18 protein-coding genes are annotated in these 17,347 nt (G+C 45.4%); 10 read left to right on the top strand and 8 right to left on the bottom strand.

Annotated features, from left to right (window positions below; all coding sequences use genetic code 11):
- Nucleotides 1–166: 166 nt before the first annotated feature.
- Both mnmG and mnmE read right to left on the bottom strand, forming a co-directional pair.
- Complete coding sequence (gene mnmG, locus GM612_RS01975; protein WP_155430715.1) at nucleotides 167–2,080, bottom strand: tRNA uridine-5-carboxymethylaminomethyl(34) synthesis enzyme MnmG; 1,914 nt, start codon at nucleotides 2,078–2,080, stop codon at nucleotides 167–169.
- Nucleotides 2,081–2,110: 30 nt separating this feature from the next.
- A complete protein-coding gene (gene mnmE / locus GM612_RS01980) occupies nucleotides 2,111–3,502 on the bottom strand; it encodes a tRNA uridine-5-carboxymethylaminomethyl(34) synthesis GTPase MnmE (protein WP_155430716.1) in 1,392 nt (463 codons plus the stop codon).
- A gap of 549 nt (nucleotides 3,503–4,051) precedes the next feature.
- On the opposite strand from mnmE, the gene GM612_RS01985 reads away from it, so the two are divergent.
- From GM612_RS01985 to GM612_RS02005, 5 genes are read left to right on the top strand one after another with little or no spacing between them, the layout of a single operon-like run.
- Nucleotides 4,052–4,312 carry a GlsB/YeaQ/YmgE family stress response membrane protein gene (locus GM612_RS01985; RefSeq protein ID WP_155430717.1) on the top strand — a complete coding sequence of 87 codons (261 nt, stop codon included), beginning with the start codon at nucleotides 4,052–4,054 and terminating at the stop codon, nucleotides 4,310–4,312.
- 23 nt (nucleotides 4,313–4,335) lie between these two features.
- The gene (gene amaP / locus GM612_RS01990) at nucleotides 4,336–4,899 is read left to right on the top strand and encodes an alkaline shock response membrane anchor protein AmaP (RefSeq protein ID WP_155430718.1); all 564 of its coding nucleotides are present in this window, start codon (nucleotides 4,336–4,338) and stop codon (nucleotides 4,897–4,899) included.
- Between the two features lie 13 nt (nucleotides 4,900–4,912).
- Complete coding sequence (locus GM612_RS01995; protein ID WP_155430719.1) at nucleotides 4,913–5,098, top strand: hypothetical protein; 186 nt, start codon at nucleotides 4,913–4,915, stop codon at nucleotides 5,096–5,098.
- Nucleotides 5,099–5,115: 17 nt separating this feature from the next.
- Complete coding sequence (locus tag GM612_RS02000; RefSeq protein ID WP_425500320.1) at nucleotides 5,116–5,541, top strand: Asp23/Gls24 family envelope stress response protein; 426 nt, start codon at nucleotides 5,116–5,118, stop codon at nucleotides 5,539–5,541.
- 23 nt (nucleotides 5,542–5,564) lie between these two features.
- Entirely contained in the window at nucleotides 5,565–5,972 is a 408-nt protein-coding gene (locus GM612_RS02005) for an Asp23/Gls24 family envelope stress response protein (RefSeq protein WP_155430721.1), read from the top strand.
- Between the two features lie 95 nt (nucleotides 5,973–6,067).
- On the opposite strand, the gene GM612_RS02010 is transcribed toward GM612_RS02005, so the two are convergent.
- From GM612_RS02010 to rpmH, 6 genes are all read right to left on the bottom strand, one after another.
- Nucleotides 6,068–7,414, bottom strand: coding sequence for a dihydrolipoyl dehydrogenase family protein (locus GM612_RS02010; protein ID WP_343031775.1), 1,347 nt, complete (start codon nucleotides 7,412–7,414; stop codon nucleotides 6,068–6,070).
- Nucleotides 7,415–7,471: 57 nt separating this feature from the next.
- The gene (locus tag GM612_RS02015) at nucleotides 7,472–7,900 is read right to left on the bottom strand and encodes a MarR family winged helix-turn-helix transcriptional regulator (protein WP_155430723.1); all 429 of its coding nucleotides are present in this window, start codon (nucleotides 7,898–7,900) and stop codon (nucleotides 7,472–7,474) included.
- Nucleotides 7,901–8,054: 154 nt separating this feature from the next.
- The gene (gene jag / locus GM612_RS02020; RefSeq protein WP_155430724.1) at nucleotides 8,055–8,825 is read right to left on the bottom strand and encodes an RNA-binding cell elongation regulator Jag/EloR; all 771 of its coding nucleotides are present in this window, start codon (nucleotides 8,823–8,825) and stop codon (nucleotides 8,055–8,057) included.
- A 225-nt stretch (nucleotides 8,826–9,050) separates the two neighbouring features.
- Nucleotides 9,051–9,854, bottom strand: coding sequence for a membrane protein insertase YidC (gene yidC / locus GM612_RS02025; RefSeq protein WP_155430916.1), 804 nt, complete (start codon nucleotides 9,852–9,854; stop codon nucleotides 9,051–9,053).
- A 26-nt stretch (nucleotides 9,855–9,880) separates the two neighbouring features.
- Nucleotides 9,881–10,240 (bottom strand): ribonuclease P protein component, encoded by a 360-nt coding sequence (rnpA, locus tag GM612_RS02030; RefSeq protein ID WP_155430725.1) that lies wholly within the window; start codon nucleotides 10,238–10,240, stop codon nucleotides 9,881–9,883.
- A 65-nt stretch (nucleotides 10,241–10,305) separates the two neighbouring features.
- Nucleotides 10,306–10,440, bottom strand: coding sequence for a 50S ribosomal protein L34 (gene rpmH / locus GM612_RS02035; RefSeq protein WP_098823527.1), 135 nt, complete (start codon nucleotides 10,438–10,440; stop codon nucleotides 10,306–10,308).
- Nucleotides 10,441–10,933: 493 nt separating this feature from the next.
- Here rpmH and dnaA point away from each other — a divergent pair, with 493 nt between their 5' ends.
- The 5 genes from dnaA (at nucleotide 10,934) to gyrB (ending at nucleotide 17,289) form a co-directional block, all read left to right on the top strand.
- Nucleotides 10,934–12,265, top strand: coding sequence for a chromosomal replication initiator protein DnaA (dnaA, locus tag GM612_RS02040; protein ID WP_343031755.1), 1,332 nt, complete (start codon nucleotides 10,934–10,936; stop codon nucleotides 12,263–12,265).
- A gap of 247 nt (nucleotides 12,266–12,512) precedes the next feature.
- Nucleotides 12,513–13,652, top strand: coding sequence for a DNA polymerase III subunit beta (dnaN, locus tag GM612_RS02045; protein WP_155430726.1), 1,140 nt, complete (start codon nucleotides 12,513–12,515; stop codon nucleotides 13,650–13,652).
- A 288-nt stretch (nucleotides 13,653–13,940) separates the two neighbouring features.
- Nucleotides 13,941–14,186: a S4 domain-containing protein YaaA gene (yaaA, locus tag GM612_RS02050; RefSeq protein WP_155430727.1), complete on the top strand. Its 246-nt coding sequence runs from the start codon at nucleotides 13,941–13,943 to the stop codon at nucleotides 14,184–14,186.
- Between the two features lie 4 nt (nucleotides 14,187–14,190).
- Nucleotides 14,191–15,309, top strand: coding sequence for a DNA replication/repair protein RecF (gene recF, locus GM612_RS02055; protein WP_155430728.1), 1,119 nt, complete (start codon nucleotides 14,191–14,193; stop codon nucleotides 15,307–15,309).
- A 57-nt stretch (nucleotides 15,310–15,366) separates the two neighbouring features.
- Complete coding sequence (gene gyrB, locus GM612_RS02060) at nucleotides 15,367–17,289, top strand: DNA topoisomerase (ATP-hydrolyzing) subunit B (protein WP_155430917.1); 1,923 nt, start codon at nucleotides 15,367–15,369, stop codon at nucleotides 17,287–17,289.
- The last annotated feature ends 58 nt before the right edge of the window (nucleotides 17,290–17,347 follow it).

Raw genomic sequence — 17,347 nt, forward strand, 5'->3', positions numbered from 1 at the left:
AAACTCGACTGATCACCCAAAACTTAAAAAGCCCAAAGAACCTCGCTAACTCATCTTTCAAAGATCAGTCAGCGAGGTTCTTTAGGCTTTTAGCACATCAATCCGTTTCTGATTAGGCTCACCATTACGCTGTTATTTGCGCAATAATGCTAGGTCGTTTTGGCAATTAACTGGGAATTTTAGCGATTTTCCCCTGCTCGATATAAACGCTTAAAATAGCGATATCAGCAGGATTAACACCACTAATACGGGTCGCTTGAGCAATCGTTTCGGGTCGGATCTTATCCAGTTTTTGGTGGGCTTCAGTCGCCAGACCCTCAATGGCATCATAGTCGATTCGGTCCGGAATTTTCTTAGCTTCCATTTTCTTCATCTTGGCCACATTATCTTCGGCTTTTTTAATGTAACCAGCGTACTTGATGCGAATCTCGATTTCTTCGATCACCCGGCGGTCAAGTGGCTTGTCAGGTGCTGGGATAAAGCGCAGTAAGTCAGCATAGGTAACCTGTGGTCGGCGCAAGAACTCAGCGGCAATGACACCATCTTTTAACGGCTTTTCATTATGTGATTCAACGTAAGCGTTGACCTCAGGAGAAGGCTTGACCCGAACGGTATTTAATCGCGCAATCTCGTCTTCAACGGCCTGGCGCTTTGCCAAGAAGGTATGATAACGCTCGTCAGAAATCAGCCCGAGTTCATGACCCTTGGGTGTCAACCGCAGATCAGCATTATCATGCCGTAAAATCAACCGGTACTCAGCACGACTAGTCAACAAACGATATGGTTCGTTCGTTCCCTTGGTTACTAAGTCATCGATCATGACACCAATGTAGCCTTCTGAGCGTTTCATGACGTAGGGTGCCTTACCAAGCGCTCGTAACCCGGCATTGATACCAGCCATGATTCCTTGCCCGGCAGCCTCTTCATAGCCCGAGGTACCATTAGTTTGACCCGCAGTATAAAGGTTTTTAACCAGCTTTGTTTCCAAGGTTGGCCGCAATTGATATGGTGAAACAACGTCATACTCAATGGCGTAGCCAGGACGCATCATTTCAGCGTTTTCGAGACCCTTGATAGAATGGAGGATCTTTTGCTGAACCTCTTCTGGCATAGAAGTCGAAAGACCTTGAACGTACCACTCATCCGTATTCCGTCCCTCTGGCTCCAAGAAGAGCTGGTGGCGGCTCTTGTCCGCGAACCGAACGATCTTGTCTTCGATCGACGGACAGTAACGGGGACCGACACCCTCGATCACACCCGTAAACATTGGGGCACGATCAAGGTTCTCGCGAATAATGGCGTGTGTCTTCTCATTCGTATAGGTCAGCCAACACGACAGCTGATTCTTCAGGGCGAGATAATTTTCGTCTGGCGTCTCAAAACTGAAGTGGTTGGGCTCTTTATCTCCTGGCTGTTCTTCCGTTTCATCGTACTTAATCGTATTTCCGTCCACTCGCGGTGGCGTCCCGGTCTTAAACCGCTCGAGTTCAAAGCCGTACTTTTCCAAATTCTTAGTCAGCTTCTTAGCAGGTTGTGAATTATTTGGACCTGATGAATACATCAATTCGCCAATGATGATTTTACCTCGTGCAGCTGTACCAGCAGCAATGACCACCGTCTTAGAGTGATAATGGGCACCAGTATTAGTGATCACACCCTTGCAAACACCATCTTCTACGATCAGATCATCGACGATCCCTTGCCGCAACGTTAAGTTCGGCTCCTTTTCCAATGTATGTTTCATTTCAGCGTGGTAGGCGTGCTTATCAGCCTGAGCACGTAATGCTCTAACGGCTGGCCCCTTACCCGTATTTAACATCCGCATCTGCACGTAGGTCTTATCAATATTGCGACCCATTTCACCGCCCAGAGCGTCAATTTCGCGGACGACGATCCCTTTAGCTGGCCCACCCACTGAAGGGTTACATGGCATAAAAGCGACCATGTCTAAATTAATCGTCATTAGCAATGTTTTGTTTCCCATTCGCGCAGCTGCCAATGCTGCTTCGACACCGGCATGACCGGCACCCACGACAATGACATCGTAGTCCTTGCCTTGATACGCTTGAATCTCAGGCATGTTTGTTCCTCCTAAAATACACTGACTTCGTTATTTTCCAACACAGAATTGGCTGAATAATTGGTCGAGCAGTTCATCTTGATAGCTGTCGCCCGTAATTTCGCCAAGCTTGTTCCAGCAACGGGTCATATCGATTTGAACAAGGTCAACCGGCATGCCGGCTGCAATGCCACTTAAGACATCATCTAAGGCGTGATCAGCTTGCTTCAATAGGCCAATATGACGAGCATTGGTTACCATCACATTGCCACGGCCAGATTCAATTCCCTCGTCAAAGAATAGGTGGCTGATTTCACTTTCCAGTTGGTCAACCCCTTGGCTCTTGGTCATTGAAGCGTGAATGATTTTGGTATCACCGGCAAGCTCCTTCAGTTCATTAAGGTCTAGTTTAACGGGTAGATCCGTTTTATTAAGAATGATGATCCGCTTTTCATCCTGAGTATCAGTTAGCAATTGTCGGTCTTCATCGGTCAATGCTTCACTGGCATTCAAAACGAGTACCACAAGATCCGCAGCCCCAATAGCTTTCTTGGAACGTTCAACACCAATCTTTTCGACTTTATCGTCAGTATGATGAATACCGGCAGTATCGATCAATTTTAGAGGTACTCCGCCAACGTTGACGTATTCTTCGATCACATCTCGAGTGGTTCCAGCAACATCCGTCACGATCGCCTTATCTTCATGAAGCAGCTCGTTTAGCAAACTGGATTTACCAACATTCGGCCGGCCTACGATAGCCGTTGCGAGGCCGTCACGAAGGACTTTCCCCTGCTTAGCAGTCCGTAATAGCTGGTGGATGGAACCTTTAACTTCCTTCGCTTTTTCCAGCAACATTTTAGTGGTCATCGTTTCCACGTCATCGTATTCGGGGTAGTCAATGTTGACCTCAACTTGGGCGAGGACTTCCAAAATATCCTGGCGCAGATTCTTGATTAGCCGGGAAAGATTGCCATCCAGCTGATTGAGAGCCACTTTCATGGAACGGTCGGTTTTGGCTCGAATGAGGTCCATGACGGCTTCTGCCTGACTCAGATCGAGGCGCCCATTGAGAAATGCACGCTTGGTGAATTCACCGGGTTCGGCCATCCGAGCACCCTGACTGATGACAAGCTGCAAGATCCGGTTGGTGGCCAGTAACCCACCGTGACAATTGATTTCGAGCACGTCTTCGCGGGTGTAAGTCTTCGGAGCACGCATGACGGATACCATGACTTCATCGACTTCAGACTGGCTGTCTGGATCGATAATATGGCCGTAATTAATCGTGTGACTTTTCACGTGACGTAACGATTTACCCTTAAAAAGGGGTTCCACGGCATCAAAAGCGTGGTCACCACTGACCCGAATAATTGAAATACCACCTTCACCAGGCGGCGTAGCAACGGCTGCAATAGTGTCAAATTCACTTGTCGTCGTCATATTAGTCCCTCCATTTATATAGTAGTTGTTCAATATTTCACGCACAAAAAAAGTGCCGACTCCATGCCCCTAACAGCATGGATAAAGCACTTTGACTACTTTATCTATTTAAGATAAGAATGATTTAGTATCATAATAGACTGGAATTGGGGGGGTGTCAAGTAAAAAAGGTGCGGATCAAGGCGGTTTGGGAACGGCGTACATGGCGACTCTGGCGGAAATCCCGGGCTTGGATTTATGCCAGAGTTGACTTGTACATAGTTCCTGGCCTTGAGGAGCCCAGTTCCGCATGATAAAAGACACAACACCACCAATAAAAAACTGATTCACCGCCAACTTATCGATGCCAAAGATCTCATTTTCTCTCAAAACTACCCTGTATAAATCATCAGACCAGCAGCTCAAGCAAAAACCTTCAAAATGGAGTATACAAAAAATAACCATTTCATTCACAAATTATTCACACAATAAGTTTTAAGTTATTGTATATTAGAAATACGCCCAACATTTCTTACCGTTAGCAGTTTCATGACAGAAAGGATGATTTAGATGTTGAGTCTTATTTGGACACTGATCATTGGTGCCCTGATTGGTGTCATCGCGGGTGCAATTACCAGCCGTGATTTACCAATGGGTTGGATCGGCAACGTTGTGGGTGGTCTACTTGGTGCTTGGTTAGGTGAATCCTTACTGGGTTCTTGGGGACCCCAGTTAGCTGATATTGCAATTGTACCGGCAATCCTTGGTGCAATTATCGTCGTTCTCCTAGTCTCTTTTTTAACCCGCAGCCTAGCTAAAACTAACCGTTAGTTGCGAGAGAAAGGAGGCTGCGTATGAACAAAAGCGAGAAAGTTTTACTGCTTCTAGTCGGACTGTTAGCGATTGTGCAGAGTGTGTGGTTAATCGCTGTGATCATTCCTCTAGGACAGGTTTCAACTTGGTTACTAACAACCATTCAGACAAAGCAGACTGCAGTTGAGACATCCGCTATAGTCATCAGTGGCTTACTAACATTTATTGGGTTACTCGCGATATTCATCGCGCTCATGGCCCCCGGCAAAGTTGATCGGCTAATTTTCCGTTTTCGAAACGGGCAATTGAGTATTTCAAAAAAGGCCGTTGAAAATACTTTACGTGCGGCCATTCTTAACCAGGAAGATGTTACTGCAGTGAGTGTAAAAGTTAAAATGACAGCCCGCAGCCAGCACGTTCGTGTTACTATCAAGGCCGTCAATCGCGACGATAATGACTTGGTTGAAAAGGGAAAGCGCATTCAGGAGTTAGTGGTGGCTGAAACTAAAAGGATCCTAGCAGTGCCAGTTAAAAGGGTAAAGTTGCGACTAAAACCTTACCAAACTTTAAACCAAAAAATGCCACGACAGTCTCGAGTTGTGTAAAGGAGCGACTAGTATGAATATGACCACGGTATATGGCGGGCTAATAGGTATGCTTGTTGGGCTTGTTTGGGCGTTGGGTGGCTTTAACGCCGTCTTGTTAATGCTTACGCTGGGCGCAGTCGGCGTCATTATCGGCGCCGTTATCAGCAAATTTGGCGGTCTTAAAGCACTCATTTCTCAATTAGTTGATGGCGAATAAAGGAGTGGAACTAAATGATGGAAAACAAAAAGGCAACCCTGAGTCGAAAATTAACGTTTGACGATGCTGTGATCGAAAAAATTGTCGGTTTAGTTTGCCGCAACGTGGAAGGTATCCTGTCACTAGATGGTGGCGTAATTAGCGAATTAGCTGGCCGGTTATCAAAAAAAACGGATCCAACAAAGGGAATCGACGCCGAAGTTGGCGACACGCAGGTTGCTTTGGATATGGATGCTACCATTGAATACGGATCGGAAGCCCCCAAAATTTTTGATGAGGTTTGCAACCGAACTCAACAGGCCATTAAAAATTACACCGGGTTAGACCTCGTTGAACTAAATCTCAATATTAATGATGTGCTGACTAAAAAAGAATGGCAGGCTAAAAGTGAGCGTCAAAAAGATGAACTGGCGACCGCTGGAGCTAATGAACGGGTTCAATAATTCAACTTAAAGGAGGAATTTAGATGGCTCAAAATGACGTTTCAACAATTCTGACTTATAACGACGAAGTGCTAGCGAAAATTGCGGGTAAAACTGTCCGCGAAGTGGACGGTGTACTCTCACTGGAAGGCAACTTATTCAATTCCGTGAAGGACCGCTTTTCTGACCAGGACGATCCGACAGCTGGGGTCACTGTTGACGTTGATAACGATGAAAAAGAAGTCAAATTAGCCATGGATGCCGTGCTGGAATATGGCAAGAGCATTCCCAGTGTATTTGACAAAATCACTACTAAATTATGTGGCGCTTTAAAAGACATGACGGACTTAAAGCCCACTGAGATCAAGATTCATATCAAGGACGTCAAAACCCGTGATGAATATCTCAAAGAACAGCAAAGAGACGCTAAAGGTGATAAGAAGAAGTCCTAAATAATCACTAAAAATACCTCCCAACCAGGCGAGGTATTTTTAGTCTAAAAAAGCCCACCACACAGTTCGCAGTGAACCCTTAAAACTAATAACAATTATGCTTGGGACAGCATACCCGCCAGAAGATCCAAAATCCCACTTGTGGAACTTGGGAAAGCGAAGATCTGTTGTCGAAGCTGGCTACCAGTAAAATGACCGTTGATAACCATCGTCAAAACGTTGATCAATTCTTCGGCGTCATCTGCGTAAACACTGGCACCAACAAGGTCGCCTGCATGGTCAAAAACCAACGTCATTTCAGCGTCTAAAGCATGTTTATATTCAAATGCCAATTGTTTTCCAAACGGGACAACTTGAGTGTGGTACTCATCATCCGCCTGAGCTGTGGCCAGCGTCACGCCGACTTCAGCGATTCGAGGCATTGCAAAAACCACGCTAGGGATGGCGGGATAACTGATTGGTTCTGTGTTCCCTAAAATCTGACCAGCAATATAGTTTGATTCAAAAGTTGCGGTGGGTGTCAGCTTAGGTTGTTTTTTATCAATAATATCGCCACTCGCATAAATGTTTGGCACACTCGTTTGTAAATGATCATTGACCGGAATACCACGGCGAGAAGCTGCGATCCCCAGCTCTTCAAGCCCCAAATTTTCAACGTTAGCAACCCGACCAGTTGCACCCAGTACGTAATCCGTCTGGATCGTCAAGCCAGCCTTGGTTGTCACCGTCAATCCTTCAGCCGTCTTGGTAACGGCATTTACTGCTTCACCAAAGTGGAACTGGACACCCTGCTGGGCTAATTTAGCTTGCAAGCGGTCAACGTAGGTTTTGTCAAATGCACTTAAGGCCCGTTCAGTAAACTCGACAACGTGGACTTCACGACCCATGGTAGCGGCCATGGCTGCAAATTCAATGGCAATGACCCCCGCACCAATGAAGGTCAGCCGTTGTGGCATATCAGCCAGACTGAGAAATTCTCGGCTATCATGAATGTACTCAGCGCCGTCGATGTTTAGGGAAGCAGGTCGTTGACCCGTGCCAATCACGATTTTATCAGCAGTATAAGATCGTTCGCCCACTTTGACGGTGTGCGCATCCGTCAAAACGCCATCACCAGTAATCATTTCAATCCCCATCTTTGTGAACATTTGGCTCATCGAAGGTGCCAGCGGATCGATAACCTGGTGTTTGTAAGCCATTAGGGACGGCCAATCAATCGTCACGTTACCTTTGACGCCGCTGCCATTAAAGCGAGTAAGCTGTTCTGTCAGCTGAAGTGGGGCATCAAGAGCAATCTTGGCATCACAACCATAATTGGTACAGGTTCCGCCAACTAGGTCTCGTTCAACAATTGCCACGTGTTTACCCGCCTGTAACAGCGCAACAGCGGCGTGCCAGGTGGCGTGTCCTGAACCAATAAAAAGCACATCAAAATCCATAATAAAACCTCCAGTATTCATTTTAGTCGTGCACGACTATTATCTTAAAACAAACCGACTCTAATCACTTAGAGCCGTAATCAATTTTTCGTTAAGTGCTAGTGCTCTTTGATAATCATCCCTTGTTAACGCGTACTTGCCCAAACAGTCAGCCAAAGTCTGATGAATTGGGTCTTCATTTTCTCGGCCCTTCTCCGTTAAACTGACGACTAGTCGGCGTTTATCATTAACTGGATGCAGGCGGTTGACCCACCCGTTTGATTCTAACCGGCGAACAAGCGGCGTCAGCGTGTTGGAGCTTAAATGCAACGCGGCTCCAAGTTCGCGCAGTTCCTGATTATCATGTTCCCACAGTGCCGTCATAACCAGATACTGTGAGTACGTCAGTTTGTAAGGTGCTAACGCTTCTTGATAAAATTTATTGAATAGGCGATTGACGTTGTAGACGCTAAAACAAAGCTGGTCTGCTAAATTAACGTGGTTTGTCATCTGTTTCCTCCATATTAGTCGTGCAAGATTAATTTCTAGTATACACCCTTAGCAACAAAAAACCAGCAACGTTTTAATCATTGCTGGTATCAGATGGATTTATTTACTAGTTTCATATTTAGCAAGAAATGATGCAATCCAGGAATGTGTCGCATTAACGTAAGGTAATTACTACGGCTCGCTTGGGTTCAGTACCCGCGGAATAGGTCATCACGTGTTCATTGTCTGCCAGTACGCTGTGAATCTGTTTACGTTCAAACGAAGGCATCGGATCCAAATAAACGGGTTTCCCAGTGGCAACGACTTCTCGTGCCATATTTTCAGCTAACCGAGTCAACGTTTCAACACGTCGTTCACGGTAGTTAGCTACGTCCAAGGTCACTTCAAGCTTAGAAAAGCGCTTATGATTCAAGAAAACCTGTGCCAGACTTTGCAGTGCGTTAATAGTCCGACCATGCTTACCAATCAATAAGCCTTCCTGTTCAGTTTCAAAATTGATCGTTAATCGGCGATGAACCACCTCAACCGAACTGGTCGCATCAATACCTAATTGGTTCACGATTTCTAATAAATAAGTATTTAATTCATCAGCTACACGCTGATATTCGGCTTGGCGACTAGCTGGTTCTTGAGTCTGTGGGGCCGGTTTCTCTGGTGCTTCATCACCCGCTTTTTGGGATGGAGCCGCTGATTTGGAAATTACTGCAGAATCAGCTGGAGCCGATGGCGCTGCTTTAGCAACTGGCTTTTCAGCAGGCTGCACCAACGGTTTAACGTCAACTTGTGCCTTCCTGGCACCAAAGCCTAAAAAGCCGCGCCGTGGTTTAGCCACCACCGATACTTCCACTTGAGACCGGTCTAGTTGAAGTTGTTGAAGTGCCTCCTCGATTGCATCATCCACGGTCTCGCTCTTGAATAAAGTCATGACTGCTTGCTCCCTTCAATAAACTACTTATGTATAGTATAGCATGTGAAAGCCGGTTATCTGGCGGGTTTTGAAAATGGTAATATTACAATTTATCAAATCATAGAAAATTCAGTTGTTTTCTCCCTAAAAATGATTCTTTACAAAAAGGTCCTTGAACAACTGAACTTAATCAGTCGTTCAAGGACCCTCACAATCGTAACGGTTAAGCACCACCGTCAGAAATTACTTCCGCCGGCTTTGTTTAGCACGCCGAATTGCTTTTCTAACTTGTCGATCGTGCTCTTTTTGTTTACGATCTTTTTCCTCACGTTCGCGGCGAATCTTCCAAGGATTTTGAATGACCAAGGTTTGACCCACTTGGAAAGCGTTGGTGATCACCCAGTAAAGGGAAAGCGCACTTGGCAAGTTTAGCGCGGTGATAAAGATAATCACGGGTGTGGTTACCGTCATCATAGTCGTCATGGTATTGGACTCCGGTTGACCTTTCATCATGAGCCATGAACTTAAAAAGGTAAAGACAGCAGCTAAGATCGGCAAGACCAAGTATGGATCTCGAGAACCAAGCTGCAACCATAAGAAGTGACCTGAACGTAAAACGTCAGTCCGCCAAATGGCCTGATACAAAGCCCAGATAATTGGCAGTTGCACGATCATTGGCAAACAGCCAGCAACCGGATTAACGCCGGCTTCGCTATAGAGCTTTTGTTGCTCTTCACGAAGTTTAGCCATTGTTTCCTGGTCGCGCGACGAATACTTTTTCTGCAACGCTTTTAACTGTGGCTGAATCTCCTGGGTCTTTCGCATACTGCGAGTTTGGAAGATCATCAGCGGTAAAATAATGATCCGCACGATGATGGTGAAGACAATGATCCCCATCCCGTAACCGCCAAACACGTGTGCCAACCAAATAATTGCCCGGGAGAAGTTTAATAGGATAACACCATCCCATAGTCCCGTGCTATGCTCAGTAATCGGCTGGTTACCACAGGCGGTCAGCAGGACAGCCAACCCAACGATCCCAAACATAGTTATAAATCGTTTTAATTTTTTCACTAGTCTCCCTCGCTGTAGTCATTATCGAGCAATTTCGCAAGTTTCAAGACGTGGATCAAGTGCTTCTTAATCTCTGGCATCGGCATTTCAGAAGTGGTTGGTCGTGCAATGACCAAAAAATCCACATCCTGTTTCAAATTCGGCTTCAGCTCAGTGAGCGACTGCCGGATTCGCCGTTTGACCCAGTTTCGGTGAACGGCATTACCGATCTTTTTGCCGACCGAGATTCCCACTCGAAAGTGCGGCTGGTCCTGACGTTCCAACTGGTAAACCACAAATTGACGGTTAGCCACCGAATGTCGCGCCTCAAAGACCTCTTGAAACTCCGCTTCTTTTTTTACGCGGTAAGATTTTCGCATATTGCATCTCCAAAACGTCTGTTGCCCATTTTAAAAAAATAAAAGACCACTGATTGGTCAGTGGTCTATGCAGACAAGACTTTTCTTCCTCGTTGACGTCGACGTGCTAAAACCTTACGGCCGTTGCTCGTGCTCATCCGCTTACGGAAACCGTGAACGCGTGAACGATGACGTTTCTTAGGTTGATATGTTCGCTTCATAAAACTTACACCTCCTGATCCTCAGGCATGAAGCCAATATTTACATCTATTTACATCTCTAAATGCATTTCTAAAATATAATATCATATCTGAAGCCAACATCAAAGACTAAATTGAGAATTTCCGCTTTTTTTTGCGAGAAATAAAATTTGTTTCATGAAATAGGCCTGTGGATAACCTGTGAATTTTAGATTTGATTTTTCTGCATTTCAACAGACTTATCCACTAGTCCACAGGCTGTTGTTTCCCAAAAATAGAACCCTGTTAATTCTGGGGACGAACTTGTGAAACACTTGCTGTATCAGTGTTTGTTTTGCACAAGAGGTTGTGGATAAAAATGTTTCACAGCCATTTTTTAAAAGTTATGAACAGCCTTGTGGAAAACTTTATACCAGCCTGTGAAACAATTATCCACAAGTTAAAAAGGCTGTGGAAAACTTTTTTACAGCATGCTAAACTAAATTTATCACTTTAAAGATGGGGAGGAAGAAAAGTGCTTGATTTAGACACACTTTGGGGTGAAATCAAAGACGGTTTCCAGCAGAAAATCGCCCCGACAGCATTTAAGACGTGGATCTCATCAGCAGAACCCGTTAAATTAACGAACAATCGTCTGACAATCAAGCTACCATCGGAACTACATCGAGACTACTGGCAACGCAATTTAACCCAAACGTTAGTTGAGCTGGCTTATGAATACGCCCAAGCGGATATTCAGCCAGTTTTTGTTGTCGCAGACGAAGATGAGTCCAAGGTATCCACACTTAACCACTCCGCAGCAGCACCGACAGCGTTTAGTCAAAGTGCCAAGCTGAATCCTAAATATACCTTTGATACTTTCGTCATCGGTAAGGGTAATCAGATGGCACACGCTGCTGCGTTGGTCGTTTCAGAGGAACCTGGCGTCATGTATAACCCACTATTCTTCTATGGTGGTGTTGGGTTAGGGAAAACCCACTTGATGCACGCGATCGGTAACAAGATGTTAGCAGACGACCCGACGACTAAGATTAAATACGTCACGAGTGAAGCCTTCACAAACGACTTCATCACGGCCATTCAATCAAAGACGCAAGATCAGTTTCGAGAGGAATATCGTAACGTCGACCTACTATTAGTTGATGATATTCAGTTCTTTGCTGATAAGGAAGGAACCCAGGAGGAATTCTTCCATACCTTTAACGATCTCCACGACGATGGAAAGCAAATTGTTTTGACTTCTGATCGGTTGCCAAATGAGATTCCGAAGTTGCAAGATCGTTTAGTTTCTCGCTTTGCTTGGGGCTTGTCGGTGGACATCACACCACCTGATCTGGAAACACGAATTGCCATTCTGCGGAACAAAGCAGAGGCAGACAATATTGCGATCCCTGATGAGACTTTGAGCTACATTGCTAGCCGAATCGATTCTAACGTGCGGGAGCTTGAAGGTGCGCTTGCGCGTGTGCACGCCTACTCAAAGATGGTTCACCAGCCGATTACGACCGAGTTGGTTGCGGGCGCGCTGAAGAGTTTGAAGCTTGATAAGCGTTCCAGCGAACTCACGATTCCGCTGATTCAGGAAAAAGTCGCCAAGTACTATCATGTATCACTGACCGACTTAAAGGGCAAAAAACGGATGAAAACAATCGTGATGCCGCGCCAGATCGCCATGTATCTATCCCGCGAAATGACGGATAGCTCACTACCAAAGATCGGCAATGAATTCGGCGGTAAAGATCACACAACCGTGATCCACGCTTATGATAAGATTGCTGATGCACTTAAAACCGACAGCGATCTAGCAGCCGAGATCAGTAATTTAAAGACTGAGATCGAACGTTAATTCGTTGATGAAGGAGTTCTTGTTTGGGATCATAATTCAAGGCGGCTCCTTTTTTTAAATGTGTTAATAGGCTATTATAAAGAAGACTTTAAAAGTAGCGGTGTGGACAACTTAAAAAGTTGTGCACAGGTTATCCACATGTGTATAACTTACAGCTGAACGGTGTTTCTCAAACTTATCCACAATATCCACCGCCCTACTATTACTATTCTTTTTATTTATATTATGGATTATAAGGAGTGCAACCATGAAATTTACGATCAATCGTGCCGCGTTCATTAAAGAACTTAATAATGTTCAACGAGCTATTTCGTCAAAGACCACTATTCCGATCCTAACTGGTTTAAAACTGGTTGCCGATGATAATGGTCTAACGTTAACGGGTTCGGATGCTGATATTTCTATTGAAACGTTAATCCACGCTGATAACCCAGATAATCAGCTAGCCATTCAAAGTACAGGTGCCATTGTGTTACCCGCACGTTTCTTCAGTGACATTGTGAAGAGACTGCCAGAAGACAACATGACATTAGATGTTACAGAAGGTTTTCAAACCGAAATCACGTCTGGTTCAGCCTCCTTTACGATTAACGGCTTGGATGCCAATAATTATCCACGCTTGCCTGAAATCGATGCCACGGATGAGATCACTCTGGCCGGAGACGTTTTCAGTGAACTGATCAACCAGACTGTCATTGCCGTTTCAAATCAAGAAAGCCGGCCGATTCTAACCGGGGTGCACTTTACCCTAGTTGATAATCAGCTGTTAGCTGTCGCTACTGATAGTCATCGGTTGAGCCAACGGAAGATCAACCTACCTGAATCAGCTTCAACCACCTACGACGTGATCATCCCTGGTAAGAGTCTCACAGAGTTAGCCCGGATGATCGGTGATGACAATCCTGATGTTGAGATGCGCCTCTCAGAAAACCAGGTCCTGTTTACCATTGGTGACACACTGTTCTACTCCCGTTTATTAGAGGGCAACTATCCAGACACATCACGGCTGATTCCAGAAGATGCTACCACCACGGTCGAATTTGATGCCAAAGCGCTTCTATCCGCCATTGAACGGGCTTCGCTGCTGTCTCATGAATCACGAAACAACGTGGTTAAACTGACGCTAGATCCTGCAAATAACCAAGCGACTATTTTCGGTAACTCGCCTGACGTTGGTAACGTTGAAGAGGCACTTACTCCCAGTGAGATGACGGGTGATGAACTCGAGATTTCCTTTAACCCTGATTACATGAAGGATGCGCTGCGTTCATTTGGAGCAGCTGTAATCACGATTTCCTTTACGTCACCATTGCGACCATTCACTCTGGTGCCAACTGAAGATAAGGAAAACTTTATCCAGCTGATCACACCGGTTCGGACGTTCTAGTTTGATCTTTTCAAGATTCAAACTAAGTTTAAAGATTTCCAAAAAGCTCAAATGATCTGTCACGGTCATTTGAGCTTTTTTTGCTTTTTCAGGCTTCTAATTTTTAAAAAGAAGGGCTAAATCCACTAAAAAGCCATTATTGATTCAAAAAACGCAATTTTTAGGTTCTAAGCGTTTTTAGAGTATTTTGGGGTAAAGACCTTACAATTATCAAAAAACGCTCAAAACGCTCAAAATGAAACTGAAACTATACTTTTACCCCTAAAAAGCGTATAATTATAAGAGAAAATGAAGGTGGGTGAAGCCGTGAAAAAGGAAGTTTTCATTGAACCACCCTTTATCACTTTGGGTCAGTTACTGAAAGAAGAGGCAGTTGTTGGTTCAGGTGGTCAGGCAAAGTGGTTTTTGAAAGAACATGCGGTTGATGTGAATGGTGAACCGGATGATCGGCGTGGACGAAAACTATATCCAGGAGATACGGTCGATGTCAAAGATGTCGGGCTGTTTTTTATTCGCTTAAATCAGGCTGAATAAGCTTATGAAATTAGAAGAATTAAGGTTGCATAACTTTCGTAATTATCAAGCCTTGGACGTTTCATTTGGTCCTGGGGTCAACGTTTTACTTGGCGAAAACGCTCAGGGTAAGACCAATCTGCTGGAAGCCATTTATTTTTTGGCTCTTGCTCGAAGCCACCGGACTAGCAATGATCGTGAGCTCATTAATTGGCAAGCCGAGACGGCTCAAGTTTTAGGTCGGGTACAAAAGCACAGTGGCATCACCCCTTTGGAACTCGATTTATCCAAGCATGGTAAAAAAGCGAAAGTGAATCATTTGGAACAGGCCAAATTATCTGGTTACGTTGGTCAGCTGAACGTCATTTTGTTTGCCCCTGAAGATTTGAGCCTGGTTAAGGGCGCACCTCAAGGACGACGTCGGTTTATGGACATGGAATTTGGTCAAATGAGTCATAAGTACTTATATGATATAGCTCAGTACCGAACAATCTTGAGACAGCGCAATCGCTACCTCAAAGAATTGGGCGCCAAAAAGCAATCTGACATGGTATTACTGGACGTATTGTCCGATCAGCTGGCAGCCTATGGTTCCGAGATCATTAACGCCCGCGTGACGTTGTTGAAACGCTTGGAAGTTTGGGCTGCCCAGATTCACCAGGAGATCTCCCAACAAAAAGAACGGTTAGCCTTTCACTATGCGACGACCGTTTCAGAGGCTGACCTAGTGGATACCCAGCACACCTATGATGCTCTAAAAAAGCTTTACCGGGAACGGCGCGAAAAAGAACTTTTTCAGCGGACGACCTTGATTGGCCCGCACCGTGACGATTTAAAGTTTCTGGTCAATGATAAGGACGTTTCCAGTTTCGGTTCGCAAGGACAACAACGCACGACAGCGCTTAGCGTTAAGCTAGCTGAGATCGATTTGATGCATGAACAGACTGGGGAATATCCAGTGCTGCTGCTAGACGACGTTTTATCAGAATTGGATGATAATCGGCAAACCCACTTATTGACAGCAATTCAAGATAAGGTTCAAACGTTTCTGACCACCACCAGTTTGAGCGGTGTGGCACAGAGACTGATACACCAACCAACGGTATTTAACATCCGTAATGGCGAGATTTCGACTGATGATTAGTTGTTTCGGGATTTAGAGTGAGGAGGAACACATTTGGCTGACGAAAAAGAAAGTAAAATGGAACGCGCCCGCGAATATGACGCGAGTCAGATTCAGGTTCTAGAAGGGCTTGAAGCGGTTCGAAAACGGCCTGGAATGTACATCGGATCCACGAGTTCACAAGGTCTTCACCATTTGGTATGGGAAATCGTTGATAATGGTATCGATGAAGCCTTGGCTGGTTTCGCGGATGCTATTCACGTAACGGTGCACAAGGATAACAGTGTGACCGTGATGGATAATGGACGTGGAATTCCCGTTGATACACAGAAGAAGACTGGAAAGTCAGCACTGGAGACGGTGTTCACGATCCTGCACGCTGGCGGTAAATTTGGCGGTGGCGGGTACAAAGTCTCCGGTGGTTTACACGGTGTGGGTGCTTCAGTTGTCAACGCTTTGTCGTCCGAACTAGACGTCAAGGTTGTTCGTGACGGTAAACGATACTACATGGACTTTGCCTACGGCCGCGTTAAGACTCACATGAAGGTCATCGACACTGGACTGCCAGAAAATATTCACGGTACAACTGTGCATTTCCTGCCTGACCCAGACATTTTCCGCGAAACGACCGTCTTTGATATCAATACGTTGACCACGCGGATCCGCGAACTGGCATTTTTGAATAAGGGCTTACGCATCACCATCCGTGATGAACGTCCAGAAAAGCCAACTGAGGAGTCCTTCATGTATGAAGGCGGAATCAAACACTACGTTGAATTTCTAAACAAGAATAAAGACGTGCTGTTTGACGAACCAATATACGTTGAAGGCCAAGAAAATGGCATCACCGTTGAAGTTGCCATGCAGTATACGGATGATTTTCATTCCAACTTACTGACCTTTACGAATAACATTCATACCTACGAAGGTGGGACTCATGAGGAAGGGTTCAAACGGGCTTTGACACGGATCGTTAATGATTATGCGCGCAAGAACAACCTGATGAAGGACAACGAGGACAACTTGAGTGGTGAAGATGTTCGTGAAGGCTTAACGGCCGTTGTTTCTATCAAGCACCCAGATCCACAATTTGAAGGTCAAACCAAGACTAAACTTGGTAATTCAGATGCTCGAACCGCTACTGATCACTTATTTAGTGAACACTTTATGAAATTCCTGATGGAAAATCCCACCATTGCTCGAAAAGTGGTTGATAAGGGTTTACTAGCATCTAAGGCACGGGTCGCTGCAAAACGCGCCCGTGAAGTTACCCGGAAGAAGAGCGGACTTGAGATCAGTAATTTACCTGGGAAACTGGCAGATAACACCAGTAAGGATCCGGCCATTTCAGAACTGTTCATCGTCGAAGGTGATTCTGCCGGCGGTTCCGCTAAGCAGGGGCGTTCTCGTTTAACACAGGCCATCCTGCCAATTCGTGGGAAGATCTTGAACGTTGAAAAAGCAAGCATGGATAAAATTTTAGCTAACGAAGAGATTCGGTCATTATTTACGGCTATGGGAACCGGTTTTGGTGATGATTTTGACGTGTCAAAAGTCAATTATCACAAGCTGATCATTATGACGGATGCTGATGTTGATGGTGCGCATATTCGAACCCTGCTGTTGACCCTAATTTACCGCTACATGCGGCCGTTACTGGCAGCCGGTTATGTCTACATTGCACAGCCGCCGCTGTACCAAGTTCGTCAGGGTAAGATGCGACGCTACATTGACTCTGATGAAGAACTGCAGACGATTTTGGGGCAATTACCACCGTCGCCAAAACCGGTGATCCAACGGTATAAGGGACTTGGTGAAATGGACGCCAGTCAACTGTGGGAGACCACGATGGACCCTGAAAAGCGCCGTTTACTGCGGGTCGATCCGAGTGATGCCGCGGAAGCAAACGAAGTCTTCACAATGCTAATGGGCGACAAAGTTGAACCGCGTCGTAATTTCATTGAACAAAACGCCAAGTACGTTGAAAACTTGGATGTCTAGTGACCGTTTAAGAAGGTTTAGAAGCTTAACTGATCGGGTGAAACCAATACCCGTGATG

Source organism: Secundilactobacillus folii, assembly GCF_009720675.1.
Lineage (GTDB): Bacteria > Bacillota > Bacilli > Lactobacillales > Lactobacillaceae > Secundilactobacillus > Secundilactobacillus folii.